Genomic DNA, 16,837 nt, shown 5'->3' with positions numbered 1-16,837 from the left:
CAGTAGACTCGTGTTCTGCTGACATGTGCAGCAGACCAGGATGTCATGTCGGCTCGCCCGTTGACTACTTCCTCAGGTCGTCGAGGAATTCAGAACCAGGTGCGACGCCTGACACGAACAGCCGCTCTCTGGCGCGCGTCGCCGCGACATAGAACAGCTGCCGTTCAGTCGCGATTACCTCGTCGAGTTCGAACTCGTCTGCCACATCTGCCACACGGGATTCCAGTGGCAGCATGCCTTCGTCGCATGCCATGAGGACCACTGCTCGAAACTCCAAGCCTTTGGCGAGATGCATGATGCCGAGCAAGGTCTCGTCTCCGCCGGCCTTGCCGTCGACCAGCGTTCGCGTCTTTAACCCCGCCGCCTCTGCGGCTGCGCGCGCTCGAGAGAGTTGATCCTGCGAGCGCACGAAAATTCCAATTTCAGCAGGTGCAAATCCCTCGTCGATCAGCTCCCGCAGGAAGGCAGCCGCAGACCCAATCTCGGCCTCCACACTTTCGGCAATGACGATTTGCGGTTCCGGTCCCTCGAATACCGAGACGGTCCCTGACCGTTGATCTTCGAGGCCATCCACGTCACGAATATTCTGAGGAAGGAGCCGATCTGCCGCCTGACGGATCTGATGCGAAGTCCGGTAGTTGACCTTGAGGATTGAGGAACGGCCGCGAACGTCGATACCCAACCCTTTCCAGGAGAACGGCTGCTGGAAAATCCTTTGGCCGACGTCACCTGCAAAGAACAAGGCGTCCGACCGACTTGGCGCGATGGCGGCAAGGAAGCGCAGCTCGGCGACGCCCAGATCCTGCGCCTCGTCGACAACAATGTGGGTGAAGGGCTTTTCCGCTCTTGTCACATAGGTTTGCGTCACGGTCGCGAACAGACCTGCTGGGGTCAAGAGCGCGCGCCTAGTGAGTGTTTGTCGCACCCGAACAAATATTCGCCAAAGCCTTTCGCGCTGGCGTCCGCCGAGCCGATTCTTGCGCCCCATGCGCGGGACAGCGGCATAGGCCTCCTCGCTGTCGATCCGCCAGGCGTCGATGACGTTTTCCCATTCAGAGACAAGGAACTGCTGAGAAAACTCGCTCTCCTGCTGGTCGGCCGCAGCCTTGAGAACTGCCGTTCGCATAGTTGTCTGGTCAGCTACGTTGGGCTCGCGCCCGGTGGTGAGTGCATAGAGCTCACGCGCAGTCTGCTCAAAGGAAGAGATCGTTACACGTTCTAGGAAGCCTTGCCGATCGGCCGCGAGCACAGCAAGTTTTCGGGCAAGAGCGCGTGCCAATGGCTCGGAAAAGGTGGTGAGGAGCACACGCGCATCGGGACGCGTCTTTAGAATGCGCACGACTCGATGCAGCGCGACCACAGTTTTTCCTGTCCCCGCCGATCCCGCCACTCGTGCCGGTCCATTGTAATCGCGGTCGACAACGCCGCGTTGCAGTGGATGCAGGAACACGGCCCATTTCTCGAAAGGCGCATCGAGTGCGGCCTGCAACTCCTCGGCGCCCTCAAAAATCCGGAACCGACGCTGCGTGTCGGGGTGCGCTAGAGGATCGGCTATCGGGGCGACTGCAGGCTTAAGCACACCCGTAGCCGCGTATTCGAACAAAGCCTCGACGGCCTCCTGTGGGAGGTAGCCGACGAGGGCGAAGAATTCGTCCTCGGTGGCGGCGACTACGTCGTCCAGCCAGTCTTCGGGCACGCCTACGGACAGCAGATCGTCGGATGACAGATCGGCAAAGAGCAAGGGCGCCTGGACTGAGGATGGTGCCTCAAGGGGCAATGTCGCTTGAGCAGGCCCGGCCTGTGGAGTTGCGATCTCCTCGACCAACTCGCGCACCTCGACGATCTGGATCGCGCCGGTTTTCGGATGTGCCTCGATGCGGCGTCGTTCCGCCCATTTGTAGGCGTCGTCATGATGATCGACGTAGACGAGCATTAGGCTTCCGCCCGTCTTGTGAACGATGATGCGCAGATCCCCGTTGACCCGCACGGACCAGAAATTCGGATCCCTCGATTTGTCGATCCGATGGAACTGAAGGCCAGGCTGGTCAGGGTTCGCCTGAAGGTCGAACGCTGTCAGCTTCGCCTGCTTCTGCTCATCGTTGGCGAGCTTGGCCAGGGACGAGGTGAAGCTGTCAGCGAGAATGGTGGGCATCGTTTAACGCTCGAAGCCGTATGAGCGTCGATGACCGGCGAGATATTGTCGCATTCTCCCCCCAGGTTTGCGGCTCAACCTCTTGGCCTTCCCTATAAGGTTGTGCTGGTTTTCGAGAACCGACTGGCTGACTAACATGTCGCCCGCATCGCTGAATGAAATCAGTCCTGCATCAAAAAGCGCGTCAAGCGTGGCTATTAGTGGGAGGCCGTTCTCGGGATCAAGGCGTTCCGCATTGTCGGCGTCGCGCCAAGGCAGGATGTGAGACGCTCTAACAACGATATGCAGATCGCAGGACGTGACTGCGCACTTGTTTCCCCACCTGGCCATTACTGAGGTCCGGAACTGGCCTTGCCCGATCCGAGCATCGACAAGCTGTTTGCGTTCCGTGGGGCTTAAGCTGCTCGTTTGCAGGATAGCTTCAACATCCGCGGCTACGGACGATCGAACGCCGTAAAGGGCCAGGAGTTCCGGCTTTGGCGTGACCGCAACGATATACCCGTTCTTGTAATCAAAATCGGCTACGTTCTGACCATCGGGACCCACGAACTTGAGGCATCCACCATCCATCGAGCGTGGGCGCCCGACGCTATCGACAAACCGATACGGGACGGGCTTTCCTATCTCTTTGAAAATTCGCACGAGATGGTGCTTGAAATAATCCGTGCGCGCTCCGTCGCCTTCGCCGTCACTTTTCAGCGTGTCACGCCTAAACAGCGCGTGGCTTGACCTCGAGAACGGCTGCGAAGCCCTGGTGCCGTCCGGCTTTTCATAATCGGGAATCTCCACGCCCAACCTCGCGAACGGCACCTCGGGAAGATCAGCCATTCATTACACCTCAATAAATCAAGGTGGCCAAGGGCCATCCGAAATTGAATCGACCGACGTAATATTTCTCGCGAAGGTATTCGAGATCCGCTTCCCATTGTCGAATAGCTTCGTCGAGACGGTCAGCATCGCGCCGTTTCGCATTCCTCGTGAATGCGGCTAGAGACTCGGCCATCTTCTTCAATCGAGCCGCAGACTTTGGGGCGCCCCACGCATCCATGTAGTCCTTGGGAAAAACCGGTGGTAAGAAGGCGCCAAAAACTCGATCAAGAATCGCACGACGAACCGGCGCAGGTTCGCCGTTTGTCTTTCCGACCCGATACTCCAGATAGCTCAACATGCCGTCATCAGTCTTTCCCGCAAACGAAAGACTATGGTTTCCACCATTGGCCTCGGTAGTTGGCCAGTTGAAGAACTCATCGGCATTGATTTGTTTGAGCCCTCTGGTGCGCCATTCGGCTTCGACCGCATTCAGCATTTTGGTCGGACCGGGCGGCGGCCTAACTGGGCCAGCCTTGGTCAGCAGCCTGACTGCGTTCTTCCAAATGCGCACCAGCTGGTCAGGCTGCATTTCCGGAAGCCTTGCAATGATCCGGTCGACATTCACCGCATCTTGCTTTGGCGCGTCTCCCTTAGTGATCGCTTTACTCGCGATCCGCTGAGCCCACTCTAGCCGCTTTTCAATTCGTTTCTGCAACGCAGCCGAGGGTTTTGCGGGCACCGCTGCAACCTTCGGTTTGTTTGACGGCCCGCGATTGCGAGATCGTTTTGCCTTACCCAAGCCCCTGCCCCTCATTTGCAATCACCCCGGAACGTCTATGACCTGGCACCCTCTAAGGCCTTTACCCGCTATCGGGGCTACCATCTCCGAGAACAGGTGCTTTCTCGATCAGGAATTTCAGATTGGCGAAAGCAGCGAGGAGAGTCTCTTCATCCGGGGCAGACAGCGCCGTGCCGGTCCTGGGCGAATGAAGAGTTCGATTGGCCAGCTTCCTGAGGCCATGTAGTGGCTTCTTCCTCTGTGCGACCCACGCGAACTGCCCCGCGCAAAAATCAATCAAGTTCTCTAGGTTTTCGTCCGCGAGCTCATCTCTCCGGTAGTGCACTTTCAGCAGTTTTTCGAGCACCGCCCTGCACATCGCGATCGAAGCGTTTGACGCGCCGGCCACATAGGCGAGCACGGCGTCGTCTAATAGCGACAAAAGGTCTTTGGTCTCAGAGTGAAATGTCGACGCTACGTGCGCAGGCACGAAGGTGACCGGGATGCGCCGATATCGCTCCGCCAAGTTGACCAGATTGATACCGATCACCTGATGGAGGTAGTCGCCACCCTCGACAGCTACTCGGCAGAGATTTCTGAGGCGACAATCTTCTACTTCATCATCTGCCAGCTCGGCCAGATATCCAAGGCCAATATCGATGACGGATCCGGCGTTGTGATATCGAGGATCAAAATTCTCTTGAAATTTGAAATCAGGCCGCTCGGTTTCCGGAAGGCGAGCAGGATTGCGCTCACTCGGGTTGATAGGCCCCTGACCATCGGGGGAGAACAAGCCGACGAACCCCGCGTCTTCGACCGCGTGCTTCCAATTCAGTTTGTATTCTTGGTAGTCGGAGCCGAAACGCTTCGGCAGACCAACGTGGAATCGCTTGCCCTGCTCCACCATCGTTTCGAGCTTCGTCCGAAACATAAACGTATAAAGTTCATCGGTCGCCCTCCTGATAGCAGCGCTCTGACGATAGAATTGCCTCAGCTTTTTGGGATCGTATTTGGCGGCCCGACGTAATTCACTGAACAGGACCAGGAACTCTTCGCCAAGGCCAAGTCGTTGACTGCACATACGGCCGCACCCCAAAAAACCTTGTGTCACCTCGTCGATTGGCGGCTCCAACGCTATCGGCGAGTATTGTGGACGTCGTCAGCATAGACTTCAACTTGCTCGAAAAACATAGTCGCGATGCCATTTTAAATATCTGGCAGTCTCACTGTGCGGCGGCTTTTGCAGCCCGTCCGATAGATGCAGTATGCGCCGCTCATCATCCGAAACTAAGCCCGATATTAGCAAATCACCGGCTTCGCCGAACGAGATCAAACCTCGGTCGAACAATGCGTCGAGATGTGCAACGAGAGGGAGCCCGTTTCGCGGGTCGAGCCTTTCCTTGTTGTTCGAATCGCGCCACGGCTTTAAATGCGATGCGCGAATGATTTCAGCAACACTGCAGCCAGTGATAGCGCACTTCCCTTCCCAGAATGCGAGCGTTTGATCTCGGAATCTCCCTTGCCCAAGCCTAGCTTCGATCAATGCAGCTCTCGTCGTCGAAGTGGCAAATCCGGTTGTATCCAGGTCTGCCAAGTCTTCCTGAAGATCTGACTCGTCTGTGCATTGCCGTTTTAGCTGCCGGGATGGCAAATCGGCGGGCAACAGATCAAGAATTCGAAGCGCTGTTTGGCGCGATATCTCCTGATAAGATCCAAACATTCGGACCAGGGAACTCTTTCCGGAAATCGGCCGCGGATCCAGTTGGAGCGGGTCTGGCAATGCAATGTAGGATTCTGCCGGGCATATCCAGTTAGGCACCCAGTGGATTTCGTCCTTCCAATGCCGCGCAAACCGATCTACGTCATCCCGGAACAACTTTCTCACACGCGGAACCGACCAGGCGTCCTGACGAAATTGCTCTTCAATGCCGAGCTTCTTTAGAATTGAGAGGCGCTGCTTCTTTTGCGTCCTGTTGATAAGGGATGTCGCATTTCCTGCAACTGCAACGAGAAACTGTTGCCCCGAACGCGCGGCGATCATGAAGACAAAAACTCGGCCATCATGTGCCTCGAGAGGCTGATTCCCGAAACCCTCCGTGTGGAAGGCTTTCCATCGCTTGCCATTCTCGGTGAACTCTAATTGTTTGGAGTTATTCCACTCCTCATGGCCATACCCATTTTCTTTCGGGTAGCCAGAATGAACTCTTGCTCCGCTCGGTTGGAGATAGCCGTTGGAATTCCAGACCACCGGTTTCAGCAAATAAAGCGCCATGTTCTCCCCTAAACCCGGAACACCTTCACACCCTCATCCCCTGGCTAATCACGTTGACCGCGATCCGGGGCAATCCAACAATGAACGAGCAGACTATTCTTCTTCCTCCGCAAAATCTTCGTCATCCGGCTTTTGGTTCTGGCGATTCAGTGGCACTTGTCGGAAGTGCGTAACATCCTTGCCAAAGATGCCACCCTTCAAGTTTTTGATCGGTTCGCCCGCCATGATGAGGATGGCTTCAAGATGATTGAGCAAATTGACGCGATCGGTCAGGATCTCGTCCGGAACGTCGCGTAAGCCGCGAATATCAACAGCGGTTTCCCAATCGACATCGCAGATTCCGAACCATGAAAATCGTGTCCATCGCTCAGAAAGAACGCTATACGCGTGCTTACGAAGTCTAGAATAGAGGCGCCGGTCCTTGCTGCCGGCCTGACCTACGTAAATCAATCGAAACGTGTCATCGTAGAGAGCGTAGATGCCTCGCTGCTGGGAGAAATCTACACGGCCGCCGTTTATCTTGCGCACGCCGAGCCCAATAAGCCGTCCGTGCCGCCGCTGCTTCCAGTCCACTTCGTTCTTGCGCCAGAACAGTCCGTAATTTCGGATTAGCCGCCCGTTCTCTTTCATCGCGCCCTCACACCCCAAAGACCTTCAGCACCTCATCACCGAAGTGATTGATGACCTTCACGGCGATTCGCCCTGAAGCCGGGCGTGGGAAAGGGCGAGAGGTGTCGGAGTAAAGTGTCCGCCAAGCGTCTTCGTCGATCTCTGCTTTTAGCGCCGTCTTCAGCGATTTATAGGGGTCATTGGCGCCGAGGAAATAGGCGTGGCGGACGAAGAAACTCTCTGCGTTGTAGTCGGTGTCTATGAACCAGGCGGCGATGCCCTTGACGTCGTCGGAGCGAATCTCGCCGGTCGACGGGTCGAAGATGTCGACGCCGTTGACCTTTACCCTCAGCTCGCCATCAGCGGCCTCTATAAGATCGACGTCCGGCTCGCCGAAGACGACGAACAAGTTGCCTTTACCGGTGTTCTTCAACTCGTCGGCCATATGCAGGTCAGGGTTCATACGCGCCTTCAGGATTGGCAGCGGGCCAAGGCGGTTGATATCGCTTGCCTGGGCCTCAAAATTGAAGGCGCAGGCAATAAGCGCGTCGAAACGTGCTTCGGAGGCTTCGCGCGCGGCGGCGGTGATTTGGCTGCGTGTCAGCGTGCCGAACTCGGGACCGATCAGGATTCCAGCTTGCCTCTCGCGGCCATCGCCATCCGCATATATGCCTTTCGCCGCGAGCAAATTGCCCGGCCAGGGTTCGACCGAGTTGAATCGGATCGTGTCAGCCTTAGCCTGCTGGTGAACGCCGGCGGAGCGCAGATGGTCAAGCACCATGCGACCGAAATCGATCTCAGTGACGTTGGCAGGTGCAGGCTGCAATGCGCTGTCGCCAGTTCTAGTCTCCGACCCAAGGGTGTCGTCACGCGTGGTCACGACACGGTGTGGCGAAAGGCTCTCAACCGTGAAGGGACCAGCGACCCGCACCTTGGACTTGTCGTCGTAAGGACGGTCGTAGAGCATTTCGACATCGGCGGCCCGAGCGATCGAGGCGTCGATTTCCTTTTGCCGTGCAATGCGGCCTTCCCACCAACCCTTGTGAAGCTCGCGCACGCCGGCGTCTATAAGCGCTGCCTTGGCAACGCCGTTCTTCGAGTCTAACCATTGGTCGAGGTCACGTGGAATCTCCCATTCCTCGAAGCCAGTTTGCAACCTCTCGTTCAGATCATGGCGTAAGGGCTCTAGATCTGCTTGCCACCTGTCCCAGATCACGTCGATGTCGGTATTTTTTGCTATCGATTTCAGCGTGATGCGCGGCGCGCGCTCGTAGACGAAGCCTTGGCGGATGTCGCCGGAGGTCGGCCTCTGCGGCTGGATCTTACCGAACTCCTTCTGCTCCTTGTCGCGCCCATCTTTCGAGTCCGCGAGATAATAGTAAGGAAATTTCGCAGCCATCAGCCGCGTGCGGGCAAGCGCTAACGCGACGCGCGACGTGTCGATGGTGATCCAGCGCCGGCCCCAATGCTCGGCAACTGTGGCCGTCGTGCCGGAGCCGCACGTCGGGTCGAGCACGAGGTCACCCGGATCAGTGGTCATCAGGATGCAGCGTTCGATGGGGAGTGTCGCGGTTTGAACAATATACGTGGGATATTTCTCACCATGAACATCCGACCAGATGTTAGGAAGTGCCACTTGATTCCAGTCTTCCCAAAGGGCAACGCCTCCTAGTGACTCACCACCACCATCAAACAACCGTCCACTCTTCTCCAATCGAGGTAGGCCCGTTTCGAGGCTGAATCGCCAGTGCTTGTTCGCACCGCAACTTTTGGCATGCCCCCGATACAGATAGTCCTCACTGCGGGTCTTGCTCGGATCCTGGCTGACAATTGGATAGTTTACACGCGCCCATTTACCACCTGCGCTTATGAGCGCATCGATCTCGTCGTCAGAACTCCTGGTGATGTTGCTTATGATTCCTCCTGGCAGAACAATAGAATTAAACTTTGTCTCGCCCTCAGGATTGCGACGCGCCTCATATATTGTCCGAACTTTTATTGAGGAAGAAGACTTACAATACCAAAGGATTTCATCGAACACTGTTTCTGTAACGATGGTTGCGCTCTTCTTTTTAAACGCGATTGTGTTGACGTAGTTGTTCTCGCCGAAAACTTCGTCCAAAAGCGCTCGCACGCGATGGCAGTTCTCATCACTAATCTGGATGAAGATGCTGCCGCTTTCGCTCAGTAACTCGCGCGCGACCATAAGACGGTCGCGAAGATAGGTAAGATATGAGTGAATGCCATCCTTCCACGTATCGCGAAACGCCTTCACTTGCTCGGGCTCGCGAGAGATGTCCTCCTTCTTGCCATCCTTTACATGGCGCGACTGAGTCGAAACCTGCCAATTGGAGTTGAACTTTATGCCGCAGGGTGGGTCGAAATAGATGCGGCGACATCGCTATCTCACTCGGGTGGTGACCTTGGGGCATTCATCCGACCAGGCAACAAAGGGGTATTCCCGTGAAACAGATTCTTCTCGCTACCGCTCTCGTCCTAGCTACCAGCACCGCCTACGCGGCTGACGTATTGCAGGAGGCACCGGTTGCTGCTTCCTATGACTGGACCGGCGCATATATCGGCGTGAACGCCGGCGGCGGTTTCGGCACGTTTAGTCTTGATCCTGCCGGCGGCGGCCCGGGTGGTTTCGACCTCAGCTCGAGTGGCTTCCTGGGCGGCATTCAGGCCGGTTACAACTGGCAGGTTGGCCAATTCGTCTACGGCGTGGAAGCCGACATCCAGGCTTCCGACGTTAAGGGCGAGCTATCGTTCGGCGGCCCCTCTCTGGAAACAAAGGTTGATTGGTTCGGCACGGTGCGTGCTCGCATTGGCTATACGCCCGTTGATCGCTTCCTGGTCTATGGCACTGGCGGCTTGGCCTACGGTCACGAAAAGGTCTCTGTCCCTGGGGCTGACTTTTCCAAGACCAAGGTCGGCTGGACCGTTGGTGCGGGCGCTGAATACGCTTTCACCGACAAATGGTCCCTCAAGTCCGAGTATCTTTACACCGATCTGGGTAAAACGACGTTCGACGACATCGGTGCCGACGTCAAAGTGCCCTTCCACACCGTTCGCGTCGGTCTGAACTACAAATTCTGATTTATCGGCGGACCTAGCAGAAAGCCCCGGCAGGATTGTCCGGGGCTTTTCGTTTGCGCGGCAATCTCAATCCGCAGCGGGAGCAGGCGCCGAATCGGGCGCAATCGCGCCAAACGAACCAACATCCAACGTGCTCCCCAACAAAAAACCCGCCGGCCGGGGCCGACGGGCGATTTCAGACTGTCCGCGGCGTTCGGTCAGGTCGGCGGCACGACAACGACAACAGACGGCCCCGCAACGGCTGCGGAAAGCTTGCCCTTGCGAATCAGCGTAGGCTTCTCGTAGGTCTTCTTCATGGGAAGTCCCCGTTGGGTGGATGATCCCTCAAAACCCGATGAAGCTGATCGTGCTCTTGCTAGATGTCAAGAGAGCAGAAGCTTCTCAAGAAACAAAGCACAGCCAAGCCAGGTGGGGCTTTTCCAACGGGAAGAGCGGCCATGAGCAGTTATCACTCCCATATCGGCAACGGCAAATTCATCTCTGGCAACAAGGCACCGGCCGGCTGCCGCCCCGTGCTCTGCCATCCCCAACCGCGTTGGTCATCACGCTAACTGCCCCGGGCGAATCCTTAGCGTTTTGGATTTCGGCAACAGCCTGAAGACCAATCACTGTCGATCGAACCGCCGCGTGCAGGTCACCATCCTCCGACGGAGGGTTCGGCTCCGAGTGGGATGCATCTACTAGAAATTGCCCCTCTTAGGCGCCCTCGCGCTGGAGGTCCGGCGCAACGTGTTCATTGTTGAGCAGTGGTCAGTGACCCCATTGCCGAAGAACTCAGCGCCTTGTTTGCTCACCCCCATTGCTGCCTTTTTTTCAGGAAATGAGCTTCGCGAAGCAGCGAATTCCAGTCAGTTCCGATGAACTTTATTAGCTCGAGGGCCTCGTCCTTCGTTATACCTGACTCCTGAACGAGGCGGCCAGCAAGCAACTCCAAGACATCATCATCGCGTGCGTCATCAGCGTCGGCCATATCGCCTCAACGCCGCCTGCAACCGCCTGTTCCAGAGAAATGCTGATGAAACCTTCTGACCTTAGCCGGTTAACCGGCAGTTATGGCCTGTGGAGGAAGGTCAATGGCAAGATCCGGCTAAGATCGATGTGTTCGAGATCAGGGCCACTTCGTCTGAGGATTCGCGAAACCGCTCAATCAAAACGCTTCTAAATTGGCGTGGGCTATGTGACATTGACCCGCCAATTTGACACAGGGGCGTTTGGTGATTGTAGATTTCGCGCCTGTATGGAGCAAGCTTGAGCGCTATTTCAGCTTCGGCGCGGGGTCGTCTACTGGCCCCACGGCTCGACGTATTGCTTTAGTCAATGTGCTAAGTGCGTTTTCGACCTGCTCAACTTTGATATTCTTAGCTATCTGTGTCGTATTGGGGCCAGAACAATACTTTTCATTGATTTTGGCTCTTGCCAATGTCAGCGCGCTCTATTTTATTACGCCTCTGTTTCACAGGTTCGGGAGCATAGTAGGTGCAATTTACTTTTGGGCAACGACCGGAATTGCAGACACCGTTTTCGTCCTGATCGCAGGCCGCGACTTAGCCGCGCACTATTTCTTGCTGTCGGGTCCGCCCATAGCTGTAATGATGCTCGGGCCGAACAGACGTCTTCTCGCTGTTCCGCCTGTGGCGATTTACATCATACTTTTCTTAACGATCGAAAAGTTCGCGCCGGCTCGGACCTCAATTTTCCTGCCAGACTGGTTCGCGACGATGAGCCTCGTCTTTTGCGTCGTGGTGGCAGCGATGGTCAATTTTCTCGCCGCGGTCTATGCGTTTCAACGCGCCGAAACGGCTGAGCACGCTCTTGAATTGGAGCACCAACGCTCAGAGCGTCTGCTTAACAGTTTGGTTCCCGCGGCGATCGCATCGCGACTCAAGGAACGACCGAAAGAGATCATATCGGATGATCTACCGTCGGTTACCATCCTTTTCGCCGATCTCGTTGCCTTCACCCCCCGCGCCGCGATCCTGCCCGCGAGCGAACTCGTTTCACTGCTTAATCGCGTCTTTTCGGAGTTCGATCGTCTGACGGAGAAACATGGACTCGAAACAATCAAGACCATTGGCGACGCTTACATGGTTGCCGGGGGCGTCCCGGTGCCGCAGTCGGATCATGCCACTGCGGTGGCTGACATGGCCCTAGAAATGCTCGTTCTGCTACGCAGGCTGTCGGACGAAATCGGACAGGAACTGGATGTTCGGATCGGAATTGATAGTGGGCCGATCGTTGCCGGTGTGATTGGTAGCCGAAAGCCATTTTACGACCTGTGGGGGGACACTGTGAATACAGCGGCTCGTATGGAATCGCATGGCATTCCAGGACAAATTCAGGTCACTTCGCGGGCAAAGGACGCGATTGGCCCGCTCTACATCTTCGAAGAGCGCGGTTTGATTGACGTGAAAGGCAAAGGTAAAATGCTAGTCCATCTCCTGAAAGGGCATCGTTACATCAAAGTGCGCTAACTCTGGTCCAGCGACGGTGTGGCCGCGCCTGCCGGTCTTATCCGATCGGAGCCGCGCATCATAAGGTGCATTGAACTAGCCGGGGCTGACCTCGCAGGCCTCGCGCTCATCGAGGGAATTGAACTCTCATTTCGAGCCCCTCCTCGCTCCGGCGCTGGCCGGGCGGACCAACCCATGGCTTTTCTCGGCGATCTCGATCCGCTATCTGGTGGTCACCGGCGGCAGCGACTTTCTCGGCTCCTTTCTCATCGAAGCGTTGCTGAGGCAGTCCGGAGAGGCGTCGTGTGCTCGGAGCAGTCGCTCAGGCTGTCGCCAAAGACGGAAACTGCTCAAATCCTCGTTCTAAAGACCTCCTTCCACCATTTTCAGCCGCCATCTAGGTCCCTCGATTAACTCAAGCCTGAATCGGCGATATGCTCCTGGCGTAGCCTCAGCGGACACCAGAAGCCCATGTCGGACCTCGCAAATTGGATAGAGGCTTAAATATCCGCCATTTGGCGTTTCCAGCAGAAGAACATCATGTTCCGCTGTAATATCCAGGGGTTGGTCAAATTCAATTTCCGCCTCCCCGTCAATAAAATTGACCGTCGTGGTGCCGCATATCATCTATCTTTGCCCTCGTCTCGGGCGGTCCTACTCCGGAAGGCTTACTTAATTGATAGCTAATATACTTGGAGACTTCAAGGCCGGATAACCGCCTCGACCAGCCAAGCCCAGGAGCGTCCTGATTTGCGGTCGTGCAGGAACCCGCCGACACATGGGCCGTTTTTGACACGTCTGCGGACGTGCCGGCGGCGGGACAGTGCGGGATGGTTCGCAGCAAGGTGCAATCGGCATTACGAAGCAGAACAACAGTCGCCTACACCACGCCTTCCTGACGCGACTGACGTTTTTGCTCATTCATGGGATAGTGATCCCGTAGGGCGCTCCAACATGCTGGACACAATCAAATTCTTGCCGCCGACTGTTGCGCCGCCAACGCGCCCTCTCTCCCTCCTACAATCCATCCGAGCCGCCCGGCGCAACGTGCTGGAGCTCATCCCGGAGCTGGCTTACCGCCAGCCGATGGTGTCGGGGCGCATGGGTGTGCGCTGGCATATGGTGCAGGATCCGGGGGCGCTTCGCCGCGTCCTTCTCGACAACGTCGAGAACTATCCAAAATCAGAGGTGATGCTGCGCATGCTGCGCCCGGCAGTTGGCGACAGCCTATTCACCTCAGAAGGCAACTCATGGCGCTGGCAACGCAGAGTGGTCGCGCCAGTGTTCGCACAGCGCAACGTGACGGCGCTGGCGCCGGTGATGACAGCAACAGCCAAGCGGGCGGCAGAGCGGCTCATGCGTGGCAGCGAGCATCCGGAATTAGTCGGGGAGATGCTGTCAGCCACCTTTGACGTCATCTGCGACGTGGCTTTGTCTGGCCGCGAGCACTTCGACGCCGATGCCTATAGCCATGCCATCCTCAGGTATTTCGAGACCGCAGGGAAGGCATCTTTGCTCGATTTTCTTCGGGTGCCGAACTGGATCCCTCGGCCCGGAGCACTGCTCGGTCTCGGCGCGGTTCGAACCATGCACAGCATGGTAGCCCGAGCCATAGCAGCGCGGCGGCAGGAGACAGCCGGCGACGCTGATGATCTTCTCGACTATATGCTGAAGGCTCAGGACCCGGAGACGGGCAGGCGCATGTCACCGACGGATCTTCTGCACAACATGCAGTTCTTCATCGTGGCTGGCCACGAAACGACGGCGCTGGCGCTGTCTTGGTCGCTGCTCCTTCTGGCGCTGTATCCAGAGGCGCAGGAGCGAGCTCGAGCAGAAGCTCGTGCTGCTCTAGGAGATTCCCCTGCAGGCGCCGATCACATAGAAGCGACGCCCTACGTGAAGCAGGTGATCGAAGAGGCCATGCGTCTTTACCCGCCGGTCGGCATGCTGGCGCGCAATGTCCGAAGAGCCGACACTCTCGGCGGCCGCGAGATCCTGCCTAACGACGTTCTCTTCCTCCCAATCTACGCGCTCCATCGGCATCAGATGTGGTGGGAGCTCCCGAATGAATTTGACCCGGACAGGTTTTCACCGGAGGCCGTGCGCGCTCGCGATCGCTATCTTTATCTTCCTTTCGGAGGGGGGCCGCGGGTTTGCGTCGGCGCGAACTTCGCAATGATGCAGGCCCACATCATTCTAGCCACTCTTCTCGCACGCTTCCGCTTCGAGCTGGGTCCGCATCCCTTGCCGATGCCGACCATGTCCATGACCGTCCGCCCCGACACTGGCGTGCGGCTGGCGGTGAAGCGGATCTGACGCGAAGGAATGCCGTCCCGCCACTACCGCGTCTCGTCCTTCACTAAGTAGGTAAACTTATGGAGCCCGAAGAACCCATTTCTGACGACATGGCGTTCTGCGTCAGCAGACCTCTAGCCGCACAGGGCGGCTACTCATGCGAGACGCGGCGATTTGCTCGCAGATCAGCTCATGCGATGAGGCCAACTGGTATCTGCAGAATTGCTCGTGGGATGGAAGCTGGATCTCGATCGCCAATCCGGCAAGTCTCCCGACAAAGAGAGGTGCAGGCCACTCGCTCAACGCCTGATCTTCCTGCTATCCTGGCTGCGAAGGGGCACGCGATGAGCGAGAAACGCAAGCTGGCGGCGATCCTTGCTGCAGACGTGGTCGGATACAGCCGGCTCGCCAGCGAGGACGAAGACCGGACTTTGGCGCGGCTGCGTGCACTGCGCAGCGATCTGATCGATCCGACCATCGCCGTAAACAATGGTCGTGTGATCAAGCGCACGGGAGATGGGGCGCTAGTCGAGTTCCGCAGTGTCGTAGATGCAGTGCGTTGCGCGATCGAGGTGCAAGACGGCATGGTCGAGCGCAATGCCGGCTTGCCGCAGGACCGTCGTATCGATTTCCGTATCGGCGTCCATCTGGGCGACGTGGTCGAAGAAAGCGACGGCGACCTGATGGGTGATGGGGTTAACATTGCGTCGCGTCTGGAGGGCATCGCGGCGCCCGGATCCATCTGCCTCTCGGAAGATGCCTATCGTCAGGTCAAGGCGAGGCTCGACCTCTCGGTCACTGACCTTGGCAACACGCAGCTAAAGAACATCGCCGAACCGATGCGGGTCTATTCGCTTCAGGTTGGGACGCCCTGGAAGGCTGCCATGGCGTCGCAATCCGCGACGAACCGTCGAAACGAGTCAACGCCGCCGAAGCTGTCGATAGCAGTCCTACCGCTGGTCAGCATGAGCGACGACCCAGAACAGATGTTCTTCACCGATGGACTGACAGAAGACATCATTACCGATCTGTCCAACGTGCCAGGCTTCTTCGTCATCGCTCGCAATTCCACCTTTGCTTACAAGGGCAAGTCCACCGATGTGCGTCAAATCGCCATTGATTTGGGAGTGCGATACATCCTTAAAGGTAGCGCGCGTCGCTCGGCAGAGCGTCTCCGGATCAATGTCCAGTTGATCGACGCTGCGAGCGGCGGAAATCATATCTGGGCTGAACGGTTTGACCGCGATCTCGCCGACATTTTCGCAGTTCAAGACGAAGTCACGCGTCGGGTGGTCGAAGCGATTTCCGGCAAGCTTGGCGACAGGAATATCGTTGCCCGTTCCCGCCCATCAAATCTCGAGGCCTATGATCTTTGTGTTAGGTCGCGAGGCAAATGCAACATTTCGAAATTGGACAATCGCCAGGCGTGCGCCGATTTGGAACGGGCCGTTCACATCGACCCAAATTACTGCGAGGCGCACAGCGACCTTGCTATCTCGCTGCTGTTTGGCTGGATCTTCTGGGGAGAGCCCCAGATACCCAACCGCAAAAACGCTCTGACGCACGCGCAACGAGCGGTAGAGATTGATCCCGGGAATTCCCACGCTCATAGGATCCTGGGCTGCGTGCAGCTCTATGAGCGCAATTGGGACGAAGCAGAACTTCAATTCAATGCTGCCGTTCAGCTGAATCCCAACAACGCAGATGCGGTGGCTTGGATGGGTGAGCTTCAAGTCTACCTAGGCAAGCCGCAAGCCGCGCTGATAACCTGTGAAGAAGCGCTGCGATTAAATCCGCGTCCACCCGGCTGGTATTTCTGGAGCATGGGCGCGGCGCAAATTGCCTCCGGCCAATATGAAAAGGCTGTTGCGACCTTGAGCCGGGACGAAACCTACGGGACAGGTTCGAGGGAGATCCTAATAGCTGCACTTGGTCTGGCCGGTCGGGTTTCGGAGGCACGGGAGGAGGGCCGTCTATTTCTTGCTGGGAATCCGGAATGGAAGATCGCCGATTTTACGGCGAACTTACCCTTTAGGGATATGACTGCCGCGAGGCCTTTCGTGGAAGGTTGGCGCCTCGCGGGCCTGCCTGAGTAGACGCGTCGTAACCAAGAGGCGCCGACTTACCACTCCCCCGTGACCGTTGCGCCCATAATTGCTTAAACGACAGGGGACATTCTCGCGGTTACTCCAGAACGGATAATTCCGCGCGACCGCAGTAGGTGTGTTGATTGAGCGCCTGGGGGGTCTAGGCGAAACGCTCTTGAGTAGCAGACTTAGGCCCGAGGCAAATGAGAACGTCATCTCACCCATCGGACACACTCCAGCTCGCACGGACGTATGCTCGCAATCAGCCAAGCAGTTTTCAACAAG

Annotated in this window: 13 protein-coding genes; 4 read left to right on the top strand and 9 right to left on the bottom strand. The window is 57.1% G+C overall.

The features are described from left to right. Positions 1 to 64: 64 nt before the first annotated feature. The 7 genes from LB515_RS16725 to LB515_RS16695 form a co-directional block, all read right to left on the bottom strand. Positions 65 to 2,152 (bottom strand): 3'-5' exonuclease, encoded by a 2,088-nt coding sequence (locus LB515_RS16725; protein WP_224708375.1) that lies wholly within the window; start codon positions 2,150 to 2,152, stop codon positions 65 to 67. A gap of 3 nt (positions 2,153 to 2,155) precedes the next feature. Further along, the gene (locus LB515_RS16720) at positions 2,156 to 2,980 is read right to left on the bottom strand and encodes an HNH endonuclease (protein WP_224708374.1); all 825 of its coding nucleotides are present in this window, start codon (positions 2,978 to 2,980) and stop codon (positions 2,156 to 2,158) included. 10 nt (positions 2,981 to 2,990) lie between these two features. Further along, on the bottom strand, positions 2,991 to 3,761 hold the full coding sequence (locus tag LB515_RS16715) for a hypothetical protein (protein WP_224708373.1): 771 nt from the start codon (positions 3,759 to 3,761) through the stop codon (positions 2,991 to 2,993). A gap of 61 nt (positions 3,762 to 3,822) precedes the next feature. After that, the gene (locus tag LB515_RS16710; protein WP_224708372.1) at positions 3,823 to 4,872 is read right to left on the bottom strand and encodes a DUF4145 domain-containing protein; all 1,050 of its coding nucleotides are present in this window, start codon (positions 4,870 to 4,872) and stop codon (positions 3,823 to 3,825) included. Between the two features lie 39 nt (positions 4,873 to 4,911). Then, positions 4,912 to 6,012: an HNH endonuclease gene (locus LB515_RS16705; protein WP_224708371.1), complete on the bottom strand. Its 1,101-nt coding sequence runs from the start codon at positions 6,010 to 6,012 to the stop codon at positions 4,912 to 4,914. 93 nt (positions 6,013 to 6,105) lie between these two features. Next, the gene (locus tag LB515_RS16700; RefSeq protein WP_224708370.1) at positions 6,106 to 6,642 is read right to left on the bottom strand and encodes a GIY-YIG nuclease family protein; all 537 of its coding nucleotides are present in this window, start codon (positions 6,640 to 6,642) and stop codon (positions 6,106 to 6,108) included. 7 nt (positions 6,643 to 6,649) lie between these two features. Beyond that, positions 6,650 to 9,010 carry a DNA methyltransferase gene (locus tag LB515_RS16695; RefSeq protein ID WP_411969151.1) on the bottom strand — a complete coding sequence of 787 codons (2,361 nt, stop codon included), beginning with the start codon at positions 9,008 to 9,010 and terminating at the stop codon, positions 6,650 to 6,652. A 74-nt stretch (positions 9,011 to 9,084) separates the two neighbouring features. On the opposite strand from LB515_RS16695, the gene LB515_RS16690 reads away from it, so the two are divergent. Then, complete coding sequence (locus LB515_RS16690; RefSeq protein ID WP_224708368.1) at positions 9,085 to 9,720, top strand: outer membrane protein; 636 nt, start codon at positions 9,085 to 9,087, stop codon at positions 9,718 to 9,720. Between the two features lie 197 nt (positions 9,721 to 9,917). Here LB515_RS16690 and LB515_RS16685 read toward each other — a convergent pair whose 3' ends face one another. Then, entirely contained in the window at positions 9,918 to 10,016 is a 99-nt protein-coding gene (locus LB515_RS16685; RefSeq protein ID WP_224708367.1) for a putative RiPP precursor, read from the bottom strand. Positions 10,017 to 10,510: 494 nt separating this feature from the next. Further along, positions 10,511 to 10,690 (bottom strand): hypothetical protein, encoded by a 180-nt coding sequence (locus LB515_RS16680; protein WP_224708366.1) that lies wholly within the window; start codon positions 10,688 to 10,690, stop codon positions 10,511 to 10,513. 244 nt (positions 10,691 to 10,934) lie between these two features. Here LB515_RS16680 and LB515_RS28285 point away from each other — a divergent pair, with 244 nt between their 5' ends. The 3 genes from LB515_RS28285 to LB515_RS16665 all read left to right on the top strand — a co-directional run bounded on the left by LB515_RS28285 (position 10,935) and on the right by LB515_RS16665 (position 16,561). After that, positions 10,935 to 12,191: an adenylate/guanylate cyclase domain-containing protein gene (locus LB515_RS28285; RefSeq protein WP_224708365.1), complete on the top strand. Its 1,257-nt coding sequence runs from the start codon at positions 10,935 to 10,937 to the stop codon at positions 12,189 to 12,191. A 933-nt stretch (positions 12,192 to 13,124) separates the two neighbouring features. Then, entirely contained in the window at positions 13,125 to 14,486 is a 1,362-nt protein-coding gene (locus LB515_RS16670) for a cytochrome P450 (RefSeq protein WP_224708364.1), read from the top strand. 323 nt (positions 14,487 to 14,809) lie between these two features. Beyond that, on the top strand, positions 14,810 to 16,561 hold the full coding sequence (locus tag LB515_RS16665; RefSeq protein WP_224708363.1) for an adenylate/guanylate cyclase domain-containing protein: 1,752 nt from the start codon (positions 14,810 to 14,812) through the stop codon (positions 16,559 to 16,561). Positions 16,562 to 16,837 lie beyond the last annotated feature (276 nt).

Source organism: Mesorhizobium sp. CA15 (assembly GCF_020165215.1).
Classification (GTDB): Bacteria; Pseudomonadota; Alphaproteobacteria; order Rhizobiales; family Rhizobiaceae; genus Mesorhizobium.
The sequence above is the reverse complement of the archived record's forward strand: the minus strand, read 5'-3'. Positions and strand labels throughout refer to the sequence as shown.